The organism is Salinarchaeum sp. Harcht-Bsk1 (assembly GCF_000403645.1).
Lineage (GTDB): Archaea > Halobacteriota > Halobacteria > Halobacteriales > Salinarchaeaceae > Salinarchaeum.
Genome location: NC_021313.1, coordinates 3,127,931 through 3,141,668 on the forward strand (window position 1 = coordinate 3,127,931; position 13,738 = coordinate 3,141,668).

Consider the following 13,738-nt stretch of genomic DNA (forward strand, 5'->3'; position numbering starts at 1 on the left):
GGACAGTGCCGCACATCTTTCGATGGAGATGAGTCCGTACACGAGTCAGGGGTATGGAGTTCTAGTCGTCCCGACTAACACTTCCCGCCGTGATGTCTTTCGACGAATCGCTCAACGCCCACACGTCGATTGGCCGGCCTACGACTCGACGTCACTGTACGACCAAAGTTCACTGACAGCGCTCACAGAGGATATCGGACCGTCTCGGGGATCTGGTTCGAACACAGCGCCCACAACTCGGTTGAGGGGTTCGTCTGTCAGTATCCACTATCCTACGTGGAGTTCAATCCCCACGACCAGTACTCTGGTCCGACTCGATACGAGATGCCACAGCTCTTCAGGGCGTTCGTGCTGAAAGAGATACACGGCTGGAGCCACGATACCGCGCTTGTCGAGTATCTCCGGCAGCACCCAGGACCCCGTCACTCGCTCGGGTTCGACTCCGTGCCCGACCAGTCGACACTCTGGCGCAGTTGGAACCAGCGCTTCAGTGCTGACCTCCGTGAGACCACTCGAGAGGACGGCGCGGACGATTCTCATCAACGCACAGAATTCCGGTGTTGCGATTCCTCGTGAACCGGAACCGAAGCTCCAGTACCACAACGACGAGTCTAGTGCGACCGATCCGGACGAACAGACTGTTTTGGAAGAAACAGCGAAGATCACTGACCACGTCAGCCGTGTCGTCTTTCCGGCGTTCTCGCTGGACCGTGGCGAGGGCTGTGAGATCCACGAGAACGCCTACTGGGACTTACAGACGTATCTCGGACTCCGTGAGAGACTGGCTGCGAACGAAGGGGCTCGCAGTTTCGTACATGAATCCACTCGGGATCGGACCCCACTGGGACACGCCCCTCGCAAACACATCCGTGATCTCTCGATTGACCAAGTGCGAGAGATGTACCGACAGGCCATCACTCGGCTCCTGAACGAAGTTGCGGAGACAGAGCAGTTCTTTCGAGCAGGGATCGTTGCAATCGACATTACCGAAGCTGACCCGTTCACCGGCGATAGAACGGGCTACGAAGACGAGATTATCGGGACGAAATAGAAGACCGACGAATACGCCTATCAGTGGGCGACGGTACAGTTGGTCGGTAACGCTGTCCCATTCGTGCTCGACGCTCGCCCCGTGCGGAAAGGCGAGTCGCGAAAAGAGGTCGTCGAGGACTTGGTCGATTCGGCTGAAGGTCTCGTTCGCGTCGATGACGTGCTGATGGATCGGGAGTTCGACAGCCAGCACATTCTAAAGATGATCAGCCAGCGTGGGCTCTCCTACGTCGTTCCCAAGCGGATTCAGACCAGCGAGAAAGCGCAGGCGAACCGGTTGCTCCAGTGTGTGATCAGGAGCGGTGTGAAACCGACCGGAAGCTCCACCTCGGGAACAACGAGTGGCACGAGACGACGCTCATCTATCGTCGGAAGGAGAACTCCGAACACACCGATCATCAGCAGTATTCGGTGTTCATGACGAATCGGGGGAGTGGACACCTCACGGAGTACGGGTATCGGTGGGAGATCGAGAGCGGCTACAAGTCGATCAAGCGGTTTATGGCCGCCACAACGTCGAAGCACTTCGGCCTGCGGTTCTTCTATTTCGCGTTCGCGAGTCTGCTGTACTCGGTCTGGCGGGCGGTCGATTTACTCGTGGAGGTACAGTTGACCGGTGAATACGAACACTCGCCGATCGTAACAGCCGACAATACGCTGACACTGGTGAAGAAGGACACCGGAATCGGATAGTAACGAGACTCTCTCCGCGATAGCGCGGCGTCTGAGTGGCAACACTATCCAGAGTCTCGGAAATCCGCTGGAATAGTTGCCTACAGAAAAAGAGCAGCTGTTCAGAAAGCGATCTGACGCAGATTCCGCTTATCGATTCGGGCGATGCCGCGCATTACAGGCCCGCTATACCCGCTGTAGTCTCAACTTCCGGACGATCTGGTTCTGTATAGCGATATGTGATATACGAGTCCTGCGTTCGCCGAATACTATATATCCTGATGTGACCGATGACTGGTATGATTCGCCACCATTCGTCCGTCTGAACGATCACGCGACGCGACGCGTCGAAGTGGAACGCCGCGCCGATCACCGTACAGCACCGGATGGGGGCGAGAGCCTGACGGCGCCCGAGCACAGGGATTATACCGAATCCACTCGCAGTTCAGGCATGGTCGAGAACGTCCTCTGGCCTGCCTACTTCGACGCCGATCTCTCGCGTTCCGACGGGCGACGGGTCCCTTCCGATCTCGCGGTGGAGGACCCGACCGTCGAAGAGATCGCCGAAGCCGTCGGGCAGGTCGGCTACGACGCCACCGTCGAGCGAGACGTCGCCTACCCGCGGGAACACTACCAGAAGCGCGGACGGATCGTCGTCCACGACGCGACTGACACCGGGAAAGCAGACCTGATTCAGGCCGTCGGTGCCTACGTGACTGCGCTTCGAAACTGAGCGATTCAGATGGAACGACTCGGAACGACCCACCGGATCGCACAGGGCCTCGCGATCGTGAAAGTCGACGACGTCCCCGACATCGGAACGGAGGTCGTCGACGACCAGCTCGACGAGGTCGGGAGCGTCGTCGACGTCTTCGGTCCCGTCAGCGAGCCGTACGCCGCCGTCTCGCCGCGCTCTGATCGATCCCTGGCACCGCTCATCGGGCAGCCCCTGTATCTCCGGTGACCGCAGGACGACGGTTGGTTGTACCGGAAACCATCGACTCGACAAGTAGCTGCTTCGCTCACGATCGTACGTCGTCTCACATGGACACCTCCTGGGTCACTGCGTCCGAAGCGTAACCGGGAAGGCCGGACCCCCCGAGGCTGTCACCATGGACGACCGGACGCGATCGATGGTAGCGGTCGCAGGGACGATCGGGCTCTTTCTGTGCGTCCAGCTCGGCGCGCTCGCACTGCTCGATCCCTACGTCGCCGCTGACGCCCAGCCTGTCGACGATCCGTCCAACGCATCCAACGTCGCGTACTTCTTCGGTGTGATACTGGTCGCTACGGCCGGCATGCTGGCTGCGATCAAGTTCGGCCTCGAGCGACTGATCCGGGGGTTCGTACTGTTGTCCTGCGGGTGGATTAGCTGGATCGTACTGGATACGATCCTGGCGTCGCTTGGGGCTGATTCGGTGGGGACGGGCACTGCGAGCACGGCAATCGAAGCGCTCGCGTTCATCGTACCGTTCGCAGTGGCTGCGACGCTCGTCGTGGCCCTCTTCGTACACCCGGAGTGGTACGTCATCGACGTCGCAGGCGTGTTGCTCGGCGCCGGCGCAGCGGGTCTGTTCGGACTCGCGTTCACCCCGCAACTCACCATCGTCTTTCTGGTCTTGCTGGCTGTCTACGACGCCATCAGCGTGTACGGTACGGAACACATGCTGACCCTCGCAGAGGGCGTCTCCGACCTGAACGTGCCCGTCATGCTGGTCGTGCCGACGACGGGATCGTTCTCGTTGCTCACCGATACTGGCCCGTCGTCACTCGACGGGGACGAGACTGCGACTGGTGAGTCTGCCACCGAATCCACGGGAGCAGAACCGGCGGAAACGACCGTCGAAGCCCCGCAGGGCGGAGACGGCCCAGGGGTCGAGCAGGCTGCTAGCGAGGACGATTATCCCGCTGCGAACGACGGCGGCGGTCGAAACGCGATCTACATCGGCCTCGGTGACGCCGTCATGCCGACGATTCTCGTCGTGAGCGCCGCGTACTTCCTGCGTGACTCGGCCCCGCTGTACGACGTTCCGATCCTCGCGATCAATCTCCCTGCCCTTACGGCGTTGCTCGGGACGCTCGTCGGCCTCGGTGCGCTGCTTGCGATGGTTCTGAAGGGCAGGCCCCACGCTGGGCTACCGATGCTCAACGGGGGAGCGATCGCAGGCTATCTGATCGGGGCGCTCGCGAGCGGTATCGGCGTCGTCGAGGCCCTCGGCCTCCCGCTCTGAAAGCGTTCGAGGTCGCTGCGTTCGCCCGCTCAGTGCCCCGTGAGCGCCTCGCTCGCGGCGGAGAGCTCCAGTTCTGTGCCCAGCCCTCGTTCGATCGCTCGCTCGTAGAGCAAGTGTGCGGCGGCGACGGTCTCGATGCCTGTCCCACCGCTGTCGAACACGGTGATTTGCTCATCGCTCGTTCGACCGGGTGCAGTTCCGGCGACGACGTCGCCGAGTTCAGCGTGGACGTGTGATTCGTCGACGACGCCGGCTTCGAGCGCGTCCAGAAAGGAGCCCGCGTCCTGTTCGACGCGGTCGCGAAGGTCGGGAACGTACCTGGAACGCTGGATCGTTGGGTGGTCGAGTTCCCGCTTCTCGGGGTGGTACTGGCCCATCGCGGTGACGTGTGTCCCTGGATCGAGTTGCTCCCCGTCGAAGACCGGTTCGCTGGCGTTCGTGGCTGTGACGACGACGTCGGCCCCGTCGATGGCACTCGCACTGTCCGGAACCGCCCTTACCGCCGCCTCCAACCGTTCGTCGAACTCCGATGCGAACGATTCGCGATGGGCCGTCGTCGGCGAGTAGACCCGAACCTCGGAGAGGTCGCGAACCGTGGCGATTGCCCTGAGTTGACCGCGCGCCTGTGGTCCGGATCCAATGACAGCGACGGTATTGGCGTCGTGTCGTGCCAGCGCATCGACCGCAACGGCGCCTGCAGCACCCGTCTTGAACGGGTTCATCCAGGCGCCGTCGAGGATGGCGAGTGGTTCGCCGGACTCGGCGTCGAACAGCGGCGTGACGAACCAGGCGTCACCTGCTTCGAACCCGGCCGAGTACGTGTACCCGCCCATCGCACCCGTCTCGGGCAGTATGGCGGTGTAGCCGGTGAGCATTCCTGGCGGATCGGACGACCCGAGCGTCGTCCGTGGCTTCGCGGGAGCGCCGTTGCCACGTTGTCGGTATCCGCTCCGGACGGCGTCGACGAAGGCTACTGGCTCTGCGAGTCCACGGAGGTCGTCACTGGCGAGGAAGACTGGCTGCATAGGAAGGAGGAAGCGTCGGAGACGGGAAAGTTCTGTTCAGTCGGCCTGGATTGCAGTGCTGCCCGAGGACTGCGTCTGCGACGTGGAGGCTGCGGTGGAGGCGGCCGTCTCGACTGGGCCGTTGACGAAGATAGCGTGACCCATCATACCGAATGCAGTGGTTCCCGCGAGCGATACGGCGACGGACTGTGGGACGCCGGCGACGAGGAGCGCACCCCCGATCCCGAGGAGCGCAATCGGGATGAGTGCCAGAATGAGGTCGTAGTATCCAGTCATAATATACTCTATGATAGTACTGGGTATATCATAAGTGTTCCGCCGGTATGCGAGTAGTATATCATCAGTCAATCCTCTAAAGGCCAAGCATAGAATCGGTATAACTTATGAGTACTATTACTCGGTGCCTGCTTGCGATTATATCGGTGTGTTAGCCAAACCCTACGTAGGCTGACCGTCTCGATGCTAAGGGCGCTGGAATCACAGCAGTAGCGTCATTTCGTCGTTTGCCGTCGTCGAACTGCGCGACCCCTCCGGTGAGTCACAGGCGTCAGATCGAGAGCTCGGGAATCGCGAGGCTCGAATCGATGAGATCGAGAATACTCGGGCGGCGCTGATCAAACGGCAAACGGGCTGCATCCTCGAGGAAGTCGGTCGTGGGTTGGACGTGAGGTACTTTACTGGACCGTTGGCTACCCCAGTTTCTGATCCCTCCAGCATATATTGGGTCGTGGATTGTGGACACACTGGAAAGAATTGTCAATCAGCCAATTAGTATGCCCCGTATTCGGCCCAAAATCCGGGAAAATACGGGACTACAATCGACGATAAGAGTCCTTATCCAGTGATGTACGGATAGATTGATGTGGCGGCCACTCGATGGCCAGGTATGACCGAACAGGATCCCGAACGCACCAGCGTTCGCACCTACGTCCCAGCCTACCAGAAGGAGGAGTGGGCGACGCGTGCAAACGAACTCGAGATGAGCCTCAGCGAGTTCGTTCGGACGATGGTCCAGGCGGGGAAGCGTGGATTCGAGGGGGGCCAGCCAGCGGCCGAATCTCGCGATCGCGAGAAAGGTGGTTCTGGCGACGCTACCCCTGGGGGTCAGGACCTGGAAACCACCGTCCTCGATGCCCTGGAAAATGGGCCGCTCGAATTCGACGAATTGGTCGACGTCGTGGCCGAGGATTTCCGGCGAGACGTCGACGAAGCGCTCGGGCGCCTCGAGGAGGAGGATCGCGTCGAGCACGATCGGCTCGACGGCGGCTACCGGGTGACCGACGATGGCTAAGACGGTCACCCCCGAAGCCGCAACGGACGATCCGATCGCGCACTTCCTCGAAGAGCAGCGGTACCACGGCAAGAGTCAACGAACGCTCGACGCCTACGAACGTGTGCTTCGTCGCTTCGAGGCGTTCCTCGCTGATCCGGAACGGGTCCCGACGGCTCCGACCACTCCAGCCGAGGCGACGCGCAGAGAGTGCATGGCGTGGATCCACGAACTTCGCGGGGAGTACGCCCGGAGCACCATCGCGTCGTACGCAGCCTACGTCCACCGATTCTACGGGTACATGGTCCGCGTCGAGGAGTTCGATTCGAATCCGATGGCCCTGGTCCGCGAGGAAATGGACGAGCGCATCGAGAAGAATCCGACGCGCCGGGACCTCAGCGTCGCGGACATGCGAGCCTTCGTCGGTTCGATCGAGCATCCGCTCCACCGTGCGCTGGTGGTCACGCTACTCAAGACCGGGATGCGGGTCGGGGAACTCTGTAATCTGGATCTCCGCGACGTGGCGATCCACCACGAACTCCGGGCGGAGTCAGCAACGCCGACGCGGGCCGCGCTCGACGGCCGTCCGAATGCCATCTACGTGGCTGCTGGCACGGAACTCGACGGCGACCGGTCTGCTGCGAACAAACGACAGCGATCGACGATCGTCCCCGTCGACGACGAATTGCAGTCCACGCTCGTTCGTTGGCTTGCGATCAGACCCGATGCCAGGAGCGATCCCGCCCCGCTATTTTCGCCGACGGACGGCGACTGGGGAGACCGCATCGAACCACACGCCGTCCGTCGCATCGTTCGCCAGTACGCCGAGCAGTGGGGATGGTACGAATCCGGCGCAGGTGCCGGCGAGAACGTCACTCCTCACTACTTTCGGCACTTCTTCACCACCCACCTCCGGGACAGAATCGGGGATCGGGGCGTCGTCAAGTATCTTCGAGGGGACGTCGCCGAGGACATCATCGACACGTACACCCACAACTGGGGCGGTCGGGTGCGGGGAGTGTACGAAGCGAACGTCTACTCCCTGGTGTAGGCCAGTTCGAGGTTCGACGACCGAGCTCCTCCCCGGAGGTCTACGAAGTTGACCTCACTCGCACCCCTGTTTCGTGGTTGTCCGATTTCGCGACTCTGCGCAACCTATCGAATATTAGCTATGTATTGCTACCTGATACTGCATGGTCCAGGCCGAACGAATATATCATATATCGCTATACTCAACGGTTCGGACGATCCCGCAGTACGAATGCCGCTATAGCGCGCCGCAATACGCCGATTTGGCGGGGTTGGCAGGACTCGCCCGTGCCTTCACTCGCCACGGATGCCCTCCGGGTAGTGACATCCTGGAACGTCCAGAGACTGCTCACCGACGCTCGGGAATCGGTCGGATCACCGTCGGTGCCGATCTGACTGCTCGGCAGACGGATCCGTTGCCTGGCGGACAGCCACGCGTACCGGCCGACACCCGAGCACTGCCGTAGCCTTGCCGGTTGGCGAATCCGCTTGTCACTCCTCGATGTTCCCCCGAGCATGGCTTCGCAGCAGGTCACCGTCTGGAATGAGTTCGTCCACGAGCGCGAGAACGACGCGGTCGCCGAGGTGTACCCCGACGGAATCCACGACGCGATCGCCACTGGGCTCGAGGACCGCGGATACGAGACGCGAACCGCGACGCTCCAGGAGCCCGAACACGGACTGACCGAAGCAGTCCTTGAGGAGACCGACGTCCTCACCTGGTGGGGGCACACCGCCCACGACGAGGTCGAGGAGGAGGTCGTGGAGCGGATAACCGAGCGAGTGCGCGACGGGATGGGACTGATCGTGCTCCACTCGGGGCACTACTCCAAACCGTTCAAGCGGCTGATGGGGACCTCCTGCTCGTTGAAGTGGCGGGAAGCAGACGACCGCGAGCGAATCTGGGTGATCGAGCCTGGCCACCCGATCGCACAGGGCGTCGACGATTGCATCGAAATCGACGCGGCCGAGACGTACGGCGAGCGCTTCGACGTACCGGCCCCCGACGAACTCGTATTCACGTCCTGGTTCCAGGGCGGTGAGGTGTTCCGCTCGGGCTGTTGCTACCGCCGCGGGAACGGTCGGATCTTCTACTTCCGTCCCGGCCACGAGACCTACCCGATCTATCACCGTGAAGACGTGCGCGACGTGCTCGCGAACGCCGTAGAGTGGGCTGCGCCCGTCGCGAACCCGGGGACGTCTCTTCAGGGGAACCAGGAGCCCCGGGAGGACGTCGACATCGAGTCCGACAGCACCGTTCACTGATCGGACGTCGGTGCCGACGGGACGGTCGAGGGCCGATCCCGCGTTCGTCGCGTACGGGTTCGTCGCGTGCGAAAATCACAGGCGCTATGTCCCTCTCTGTACGAGAAGGGGCATAGAATGGCACGAGCTAGCGTTATCGGCTGCGGTAACATGGGCAGTGCCCTCGTGCGGGGCCTCGCCCAGTCCGGCGATCACACGGTGATCGCCTACGACGTCGACGAGGAGGCACTCGCGTCGGTGTCGGAGTACAGCACGGAGACGACGACCGACCTCGACGTCGCGACGGCATCCGACATCGTCTTCGTCGTGGTCAAGCCGGACATCGCCCCTGGCGTCGTCGAGGAACTCGATCTCGATGCTGACCAGACCCTGGTCTCCTTCGCCGCCGGTGTCTCGACGGACGTCATCGAACCGCTCACCGACGCGACGGTGCTCCGCGTCATGCCGAATCTCGCTGCTGCGACGGGGAACATGGCCGCCGCCGTCACCGGGGGCGAGCTAACTCCCGAAATCGAGGCGCTGCTCGAAGAGGCCGGCGTGTTCGTCGAGGTCGACGAGGAGTACATGGACATCGCGACGGCGGTCAACGGCAGCGGCCCGGCCTTCGTCTTCTATCTCATCCAGGCGATGCAGCAGGCCGGCGAGGATGCGGGGCTCGACACCGAGGACGCACAGGTACTCGCCGCACAGACGTTCAAGGGCGCCGCGGAGACGGTCCTGCGGTCCGACGAACCAATCGAGGACCTCATCGACGCGGTCTGTTCGCCGAACGGAACCACGATCGAGGGGATGGACGTCCTCTGGAACAGCGACGTGGACGAGGAACTCGCCGCGGCAGTCGCCGCCGCAGAGCGCCGTTCCAGGGAACTGGCCGCCGAGTCCAGCGATGCCTGATTCAATGAGCGACACAGTCGGAACCGACGACGAGGTCGAGTCCGTGAGTGCCGAAACGGCAGACGCTGCCCGCAAACTCGCCGCCGACGCAGAGCGCGTGGTCGTCAAGGCCGGGACGAACACGCTGACCGACGACGAGTCGAACCTCGACGTCGAGAAGGTGGCCAAACTCGTCGACGACGTCAACGACCTGCTCGAACGCGACAGAGAGGTGCTGCTCGTGTCCTCGGGCGCGGTCGGCGCAGGCAAGGGCCGCGTCGACTACCCCAACGACACGGTGGAGGAGTCTCAGGCGCTCTCGACGGTCGGCCAGTCACAGTTGATGGCAGAGTACTCCGACAGCTTCGACCGCTACGACCGGACGGTCGCACAGATTCTCCTCACCGAGAACGACCTCGAGGACACCGAGCGGTTCACGAATTTCACGAACACCGTCGAGACGCTCCTCGAGTGGGACGTCGTTCCGATCATCAACGAGAACGACGCCGTGGCCACCGAGGAGATCCGGATCGGCGACAACGACATGCTCTCCTCCTCGGTCGCGATCGGGGTCGGAGCGGATCTGCTCGTGACGCTGACCGACGTTGGCGGGGTCTACACCGCCAATCCGAAGGAGGACGACGCCGCCGAGCGAATCGAGGTCGTCGGCAACAACTACGCCGAGGTCCAACAGCTCGTCGACCGGAGTTCCTCGGCGACGTTCGGCGGCATCCAGACGAAAGTCCACGGCGCACGCGAGGTGAGCGAGCACGAGATCCCTGCGATCATCGCGAAGTCGACGGAGCCCGACGTCCTCGAACAGATCGTGACAGGCAAACCCGTGGGCACCCTGTTCGTTCCCACGAACGGTGAGACCGATGAGTGAGCAACTGGAAAAACCGACGGCGGAGAAGGTCGCCGACGCGGAGCGCGCGGCGCTCTCGCTCGCGAAGTGTTCCGATCGGATGCGATCGGCAGCCCTCCACGAAATTGCCGACGCCATCGCGGCGAATCACGACGAGATCCTGGCGGCGAACGAGCGCGACGTCGCCGAGGCCGAGGAACTCCTGGAGGCCGGCGAGTACACGCAGGCGCTGGTCGACCGGCTGAAACTCTCGGAGTCCAAACTTGAGAGCATCGAGGAGATGGTCCGGAGCGTCGCGGGGCAGGACGACCCCCTCGGCGACACGCAGACCGCGCGAGCGCTCGACGACGGACTTGAGCTCTATCGCGTCTCCGTGCCGATCGGCGTCGTCGGCACCATCTTCGAGTCCCGACCCGACGCCCTCGTCCAGATCGCCGCGCTCTGCCTTCGCTCCGGGAACGCCGTGATCCTGAAAGGCGGTAGCGAGGCGAGCCATTCGAATCGCGTCCTCTACGAACTCATCGAGGACGCGACCGCCGGATTCGCGGTCGACGGCGACGAAGAAACCGGCGACGAGGATGCCGGTGCTCACGCCGCCGAGGAGGATGCCGGTGATGACGACGCCGCTGACGACGATACCGCTGAAGACGACGCCGGTGATCGCCACGAAGCCGACGACGAACTGCCCGACGGCTGGGCCCAACTCATCGAGGCTCGCGCGGACGTGGACACCGTCCTCGAGATGGACGACGCGATCGACCTCGTGATGCCCCGGGGGAGTTCCGAGTTCGTCGAGTACATCCAGCAGAACACGCACATCCCCGTCCTCGGCCACACCGAGGGCGTCTGTCACGTCTACGTCGACGACGCCGCGGACCTCTCGATGGCGAGCGACATCGCGTTCGACGCCAAGGTCCAGTATCCGGCGGTCTGCAACGCCGTCGAGACGGTCCTCGTCCACGAGGCGGTCGCCGACGAATTCCTGCCCGAGATCGCGGAGCGCTACCGGGAGGCTGACGTCGAGATCCGTGGCGACGAGCAGACGCGAGCGATCGTCGACGTGGCTGCTGCGAGCGAGGAAGACTGGGACACCGAGTACGGCGACCTGATCGTCGCGATCCGGGTCGTCGACTCCATCGACGACGCCGTCGATCACGTTGCGACGTACGGATCGAAGCACACGGATTCGATCGTGACGGAGGACACCGGCCACGCGCGCTTCTTCATGCGGAGTCTCGACTCCGCGAGCGTGTTTCACAACGCGTCGACGCGCTTCGCAGACGGGTTCCGGTACGGACTCGGTGCAGAGGTGGGTATCAGCACCGGGAAGATCCACGCACGGGGCCCAGTCGGTCTCGAGGGGCTGACGACGTACCAGTACTACCTCGAGGGCGACGGGCAAATCGTGGGCACATACGCGGGCGCGGACGCGAAACCATTCCGCCACGAGGACTTCGACGGCGAGTGGAGGCCCGGCCAGCTCTCATCAGACAGGTCTGGCTAAGGCGGCTCTGGGAGCCGCACTCGCGCCGCGTCGTGCCCCATCGACTGTTCACGCGTAGCCCGCGACGGTAACAGCCAGTTTGGTTACGTATATATGCGACATTCTGTCCACCAGGGACCACTATTGTCGCACCCGTACCTCTCCCGCTATCGTTTATCTACGCGGGTGGTAAATTTACCACTACAAATTTTCTGCATTAACCATGAACTATTAGGTGACCTCCCACATCGAATCCCACATGGCGGACGACAACTGGTTCGATCGGCGGACGTTCCTCAAGCACGGATCCGTGGCAGGTGCATCGATCGCGGGAATATCGCTCGCTGGATGTACGAGCGACGGTGACGGTGACGACGACGGGGACGGGGACGGGGGCGACGACAGTGGCACCGATAGCGGTGGCGGTGACACCGACGGCGACGATACCGACGGCGGTGGAGGTGACGACGTCCCTGAAGGTATCATGCAGGACGACTACTGGCAGGACCTCGAGGAGCCCTCGAGTCGCGAAGGGTACCTGCAGCGAGCGAATCTCGCGGCCCACCAGGAGGCGCCCTGGATCTTCCTGAACCGACAGTACAGTAACTACGGGAAGGTAACGAGCCTCGAGTGGACCGCGCGGAGCGACGAACTGATCTGGGCGTACCCGATGAGCCCGGACGGGAACTCGGTTACGGTCACCCAGGGCCAGATGGACACCGGGCTCGACCCGCACGCTCACCGCGAGACGCCGACTGACAACATCGTCACGCAGGCGTACGATCGCCTGCTCATGCGAACGCCCGACGACGAAATCGAAGGCGCGCTCGCGTCGGACTGGGAGCGCATCGAGGAGGGGCACGTTCGGTTCCAGATTCGCGAGGGCGTCACGTTCCACAACGGCGACGAACTGACGCCGGACGACGTTGCGTTCAGCATCAACCGGGTCGTCGATCCCGAAGTGAGCCTGGAGAGCCCACAGAACGACCAGCTTGCTGGGGTCACCGGGGCCGAGGTCGTCGACGGGGAGCGCGCAGTGGACGTCTTCTCCGATGGCATCAACCCCGTGATCTTCTCGCTGTTCGCGTCCTACTGTAACATCGTCCAGCGCGACTGGATCGAGTCCAGGGACACCTCCGAGATCAACTCGGACATGAACGGCACGGGAGCGTTCCAGCTTTCGTCCTACGAATCGGGGGAGAGCGTGGTGTACGAAGCCTTCGACGATCACTGGCGCGGAGCGCCAGAGTTCGACACGCTCGAGTTCAGGGCTGCATCGGAAGACAGCACTCGGGTCAACCAGCTCCTCCAGGGAGAGACCGACATTGTCGTCAACGTCCCGCCCCAGGAGGTCTCCCGCGTCCAGGACGAGTCCTCGACGGAGATGGCTCCCGTTCCCAGTACGCGGATCATCTACAACGGGATGAAGTACAACGCAGAACCCTTCGACGACCCGCTATTCCGTCGCGCGATGAACTACGCCATCGACCTGGAGTCGATCGTGCAGAACGTGCTCCAGACCTTCGCCGACCAGACGGCACAACCGACGCTCGAGGGCTTCGTCGGCTACAACCCGGACCTGGATCCGTACCCGTACGATCCCGAGATGGCCGAGCAACTCGTCGAGGCGTCGGGGTACGCCGGTGTGGAACTCGAACTCCACACCCCGGTCGGCCGGTACTTGAAGGACCTCGAAATCGCACAGGCGACCGCGGGCTACGTCGACGAACTCAGCAACGTCAGTGCGAGCGTCAACCAGCGCGAGTTCGCTTCGCTCGCGGGTGAACTCACCGACGGCGATCTCTCCACGAGTCCGGACTGGTACCTGATCGGGTGGGGGAACGCGGTCTTCGACGCCAGCCAGACGATCATCCCGCTGCTCACCAGTGACGGGGCCCTGACCTCGTGGCAGAACGAGGACTTCGACACCCTCGTCGACGAGGCGCAGAGCCTGCCCGGTAGTCAGTAATCGCC

General features: G+C 62.8%; 12 protein-coding genes and 1 pseudogene. 11 read left to right on the forward strand and 2 right to left on the reverse strand.

Annotated elements, in window-relative coordinates:
* Nucleotides 1–28 precede the first annotated feature (28 nt).
* The 4 genes and pseudogenes from L593_RS14590 (at nt 29) to L593_RS14605 (ending at nt 3,953) form a co-directional block, all read left to right on the forward strand.
* Nucleotides 29–1,743: pseudogene (locus L593_RS14590) on the forward strand (transposase).
* Between the two features lie 430 nt (nt 1,744–2,173).
* A complete protein-coding gene (gene srp19 / locus L593_RS14595) occupies nt 2,174–2,455 on the forward strand; it encodes a signal recognition particle subunit SRP19 (RefSeq protein WP_020447746.1) in 282 nt (93 codons plus the stop codon).
* Nucleotides 2,456–2,464: 9 nt separating this feature from the next.
* Nucleotides 2,465–2,686: an H/ACA ribonucleoprotein complex subunit GAR1 gene (locus L593_RS14600; RefSeq protein ID WP_020447747.1), complete on the forward strand. Its 222-nt coding sequence runs from the start codon at nt 2,465–2,467 to the stop codon at nt 2,684–2,686.
* A gap of 148 nt (nt 2,687–2,834) precedes the next feature.
* The gene (locus L593_RS14605) at nt 2,835–3,953 is read left to right on the forward strand and encodes a presenilin family intramembrane aspartyl protease PSH (RefSeq protein WP_020447748.1); all 1,119 of its coding nucleotides are present in this window, start codon (nt 2,835–2,837) and stop codon (nt 3,951–3,953) included.
* Between the two features lie 29 nt (nt 3,954–3,982).
* On the opposite strand, the gene L593_RS14610 is transcribed toward L593_RS14605, so the two are convergent.
* On the reverse strand, nt 3,983–4,978 hold the full coding sequence (locus L593_RS14610; protein ID WP_020447749.1) for an ornithine cyclodeaminase family protein: 996 nt from the start codon (nt 4,976–4,978) through the stop codon (nt 3,983–3,985).
* 36 nt (nt 4,979–5,014) lie between these two features.
* Nucleotides 5,015–5,254 (reverse strand): hypothetical protein, encoded by a 240-nt coding sequence (locus L593_RS14615; protein WP_020447750.1) that lies wholly within the window; start codon nt 5,252–5,254, stop codon nt 5,015–5,017.
* Nucleotides 5,255–5,864: 610 nt separating this feature from the next.
* On the opposite strand from L593_RS14615, the gene L593_RS14620 reads away from it, so the two are divergent.
* From L593_RS14620 to L593_RS14650, 7 genes are all read left to right on the forward strand, one after another.
* Entirely contained in the window at nt 5,865–6,269 is a 405-nt protein-coding gene (locus tag L593_RS14620) for a DUF5805 domain-containing protein (RefSeq protein WP_020447751.1), read from the forward strand.
* Nucleotides 6,262–7,299, forward strand: coding sequence for a tyrosine-type recombinase/integrase (locus tag L593_RS14625; protein WP_020447752.1), 1,038 nt, complete (start codon nt 6,262–6,264; stop codon nt 7,297–7,299). Before L593_RS14620 ends, L593_RS14625 begins: the two co-directional genes overlap by 8 nt.
* Before the next feature lie 494 nt (nt 7,300–7,793).
* Complete coding sequence (locus L593_RS14630; RefSeq protein ID WP_020447753.1) at nt 7,794–8,543, forward strand: ThuA domain-containing protein; 750 nt, start codon at nt 7,794–7,796, stop codon at nt 8,541–8,543.
* Nucleotides 8,544–8,660: 117 nt separating this feature from the next.
* The gene (proC, locus tag L593_RS14635; RefSeq protein ID WP_049894199.1) at nt 8,661–9,437 is read left to right on the forward strand and encodes a pyrroline-5-carboxylate reductase; all 777 of its coding nucleotides are present in this window, start codon (nt 8,661–8,663) and stop codon (nt 9,435–9,437) included.
* 4 nt (nt 9,438–9,441) lie between these two features.
* Nucleotides 9,442–10,302, forward strand: a complete 861-nt coding sequence (gene proB, locus L593_RS14640) for a glutamate 5-kinase (RefSeq protein ID WP_020447755.1) — start codon at nt 9,442–9,444, stop codon at nt 10,300–10,302.
* A complete protein-coding gene (locus L593_RS14645) occupies nt 10,295–11,785 on the forward strand; it encodes a glutamate-5-semialdehyde dehydrogenase (protein WP_020447756.1) in 1,491 nt (496 codons plus the stop codon). Before proB ends, L593_RS14645 begins: the two co-directional genes overlap by 8 nt.
* A gap of 238 nt (nt 11,786–12,023) precedes the next feature.
* Nucleotides 12,024–13,733 (forward strand): ABC transporter substrate-binding protein, encoded by a 1,710-nt coding sequence (locus L593_RS14650; RefSeq protein WP_020447757.1) that lies wholly within the window; start codon nt 12,024–12,026, stop codon nt 13,731–13,733.
* Nucleotides 13,734–13,738: the final 5 nt, after the last annotated feature.

Coding starts and splice junctions, on each gene's coding strand:
- srp19 (WP_020447746.1), top strand. CDS start 2,174: ATGGTCGAGAACGTCCTCTGGCCTGCCTACTTCGACGCCGATCTCTCG.
- L593_RS14600 (WP_020447747.1), top strand. CDS start 2,465: ATGGAACGACTCGGAACGACCCACCGGATCGCACAGGGCCTCGCGATC.
- L593_RS14605 (WP_020447748.1), top strand. CDS start 2,835: ATGGACGACCGGACGCGATCGATGGTAGCGGTCGCAGGGACGATCGGG.
- L593_RS14610 (WP_020447749.1), bottom strand. CDS start 4,978: ATGCAGCCAGTCTTCCTCGCCAGTGACGACCTCCGTGGACTCGCAGAG.
- L593_RS14615 (WP_020447750.1), bottom strand. CDS start 5,254: ATGACTGGATACTACGACCTCATTCTGGCACTCATCCCGATTGCGCTC.
- L593_RS14620 (WP_020447751.1), top strand. CDS start 5,865: ATGACCGAACAGGATCCCGAACGCACCAGCGTTCGCACCTACGTCCCA.
- L593_RS14625 (WP_020447752.1), top strand. CDS start 6,262: ATGGCTAAGACGGTCACCCCCGAAGCCGCAACGGACGATCCGATCGCG.
- L593_RS14630 (WP_020447753.1), top strand. CDS start 7,794: ATGGCTTCGCAGCAGGTCACCGTCTGGAATGAGTTCGTCCACGAGCGC.
- proC (WP_049894199.1), top strand. CDS start 8,661: ATGGCACGAGCTAGCGTTATCGGCTGCGGTAACATGGGCAGTGCCCTC.
- proB (WP_020447755.1), top strand. CDS start 9,442: ATGAGCGACACAGTCGGAACCGACGACGAGGTCGAGTCCGTGAGTGCC.
- L593_RS14645 (WP_020447756.1), top strand. CDS start 10,295: ATGAGTGAGCAACTGGAAAAACCGACGGCGGAGAAGGTCGCCGACGCG.
- L593_RS14650 (WP_020447757.1), top strand. CDS start 12,024: ATGGCGGACGACAACTGGTTCGATCGGCGGACGTTCCTCAAGCACGGA.